The organism is Dietzia sp. B44, from assembly GCF_014145245.1.
GTDB classification, from domain to species: domain Bacteria; phylum Actinomycetota; class Actinomycetes; order Mycobacteriales; family Mycobacteriaceae; genus Dietzia; species Dietzia natronolimnaea.
Map to the genome: position 1 here is coordinate 1 of NZ_JAALEF010000439.1, position 2,693 is coordinate 2,693.

The 2,693-nt window shown below is 72.1% G+C and carries 1 protein-coding gene and 1 pseudogene; both read right to left on the reverse strand.

Going from position 1 to position 2,693, the window contains the following annotated elements; genetic code table 11:
- Positions 1-1,215: pseudogene (locus G6017_RS13710) on the reverse strand (hypothetical protein); the annotation flags it as partial.
- Positions 1,216-1,397: 182 nt separating this feature from the next.
- Positions 1,398-2,609 carry an acetate kinase gene (locus G6017_RS13715; RefSeq protein ID WP_179523473.1) on the reverse strand — a complete coding sequence of 404 codons (1,212 nt, stop codon included), beginning with the start codon at positions 2,607-2,609 and terminating at the stop codon, positions 1,398-1,400.
- Positions 2,610-2,693 lie beyond the last annotated feature (84 nt).

Here is a 2,693-nt window from a genome sequence, read left to right on the forward strand (position 1 = left end):
GGGCGAGGGCGTGGACCGCGGCGACGAGGGGGGCGCAGAGCTGGGGGCAGAGGTCGCAGGAGTTGACGTGACGGGAGCGGCCGGGACGGAACCGGATCCGGCCGACCCGCCGCTGGAACCGCCGGCGGACCCGTTCCAGGGCCAGCCGGGCAACCCGCCCTGCGACCCGCCCAGTGACCCGCCCAGTGACCCGCCGATAGAGCCCCCCAGGGACCCGAGCCCCGGCCCCAGGATGAGCCCGATCACCCCGACGATCACCACCGGCCAGATGACGTCCGGTAGGTCCGCGGACCCGCCGCCCGACGCGGGCCGGATCACCAGGCGTCGGACGGAGGTGTACGTCGCACCGTCGGGCAGGGTGACGGTGAACTCGACGTCATAGGTCCCGGCCCTCGACGGGGTGCCCACCAGGACGCCGTCCTCGAGCCGCAGGCCCGGCGGCAGAGTCGAGGCGTCCACCGCGAGCACGGCCCCCTCGGGCGTGCGCGGCAGGAACGGCTCGGGCCCGAAGGATCGCCCGACCGTGCCGTCGGGAAGTCGGTTGACCGGGTCGGTCGGGTCGGTGCCGAGCTGGTCCTCGACGAGATCCGGCAGGCCGTCACCGTCGGTGTCCACGACCCCGATGTCGGTGAACGACACCCAGATCATCGGACTCACGCTCTGGCGTTGCGCGTAGTTCTCCACGTCGCGGGGCACCGATACCTCGTCGACGACCCTCGCCGTCTGGCCGGGTGCGAGATCGAGTGCCGCGACCGTGGTGCCGCGGGCCGGGGAATCGGCTGACCGGGGGGTGTCGGCGCCGTAGAGGGTCACGGTCCGCAAATCGGAGCCGACGGCGCCGGTGATGGTGCTGCTGACGTCGAATTCGGCCGCGCCCGAGACCAGATAGTCGCCGATCCCCACGGCGTACCGCCCGGTTCGGCCCGTGTCGGTGGCATTGCGGACGTGGTAGGTCCGGTCGATCGACTCTCCCGGCGACATCGAGCACGGGTCCACCTCGGGGGTCCCGCCGATCGCGCCCTCCGGGTCGGAGAGCGCGGGCCCGCCGGCGAGGTCGCACCCCCACGATCCCAGGACGAGGTCAGGTGCATCCGTCCAGGTGGAGCCGTCGAGCGAGAACTCCAGGTCGGTGTGCGCGTCCAGTGGCGCGGCGGTGATGGCGCGGGCGACGGATGCCCCGCCGAGCACCAGGGTGACCGCCGTCGCGAGAGCCACCGGGATCAACCCCACCGTCCGACGACCTCGCGACCGGCCGGGCCGCGTATCGCGGGCGGGCTCGGTGACACGCGGAGATCGTGGGTGCTTCGGCATCGACCAGCTTCGTCAGGACCGGGCTGAGGCCCGGGGGGTGGCCCCCACTGTAAGCGTAAGGACGTTCTTAGGTAAAGGTGTCCCTGTCACTCCCCCAGCCCCAGGACCCTGTCGCACGCCCGGGCGATCGCCAGCTCCTCGTCGGTCGGCACCACCAGAACCGTGACCCGGCTGCCAGGCGTCGAGATGACGCGTTCCCCTGAACCGTTCTCGTTGGCCTCCGGGTCGATCTCCACCCCCCAGCCACCGAGAGTGGACAGGGCGTCCGCACGCAGGCGGGCGACGTTCTCGCCCACTCCCGCGGTGAACGTGATGGCCCCGACGTCGCCGAGAACCGCCCAGTAGCCGCCGATGTAGCGACGCAGTCGATGGATCACCACCTCGTAGGCGAGCACGGCGTCGTCGTCGCCGGCATCGACCCGTGCGAGCAGTTCCCGGAAGTCGCGGGCGCCCGCCAACCCCTCCAGCCCCGACCTGCGGTTGAGCAGGGTGGAGACGTCCTCGGGCGACATGCCCCGGTCGCGGATGAGGTGGATGATCAGACCGGGGTCGAGGTCGCCGGGACGCGTGCCCATGACCAGGCCCTCGAGCGGAGTCAGGCCCATGGAGGTGTCGACCGCCCGCCCGCCGGCGATCGCCGAGGCCGACGCCCCGTTGCCGAGGTGCAGCACGATCTGATCGAGCTCGTCGTACGGCCGACCCAGGATCTCGGCGGTGCGGCGAGAGACGAACTCGTGGCTGGTGCCGTGGAAGCCGTATCGGCGCAGGTCCCATCTGCTCGCCACCGCGCGGTCGATCGCGTAGGTGTGAGCCGCGGCGGGCAGGGTGTGGAAGAACCCGGTGTCGAACACCGCCACGTGCGGCAGGCCGGGCAGCAGCTCGCGGGCCACGCGGATCCCGCGCAGGTTGGCGGGGTTGTGCAGCGGCGCCAGCAGCTCGAGCTTCTCGATACCCGCCTCCACCTCGGGTGTGACCTCGACCGGATCGTGGAAGTCCGGCCCGCCATGGACCACCCGGTGACCGATCGCCTCGACCCCCAGGTCGGTGGGGTGGGCGCCGAGCTCGCCCGCGAGCTCCAGCACCCGGCTGAGCGCCACGGTGTGGTCTGGGACCGCCGCCTCCACGCTGCGCTCCCCACCCGGCGAACCGGCCAGGTCACCGCGCCGCACGGTCAGCGTTCCGACGGGCTCGCCGATGCGCTCGACCAACGCCCACGCCAGCTCGGAGTCAAGCGCGGTGTCGAGGATCTGCAGCTTGAGCGAGGAGGAGCCGGAGTTGATGACGAGGACGCGGGTCACGACTCGCCCTCGCGGGCGCCGGCGGTCCCCTGAGCCTCAACTGCTGAACCCTGCGCCCGAACGCCTGAACCCTGCGCCTGAACG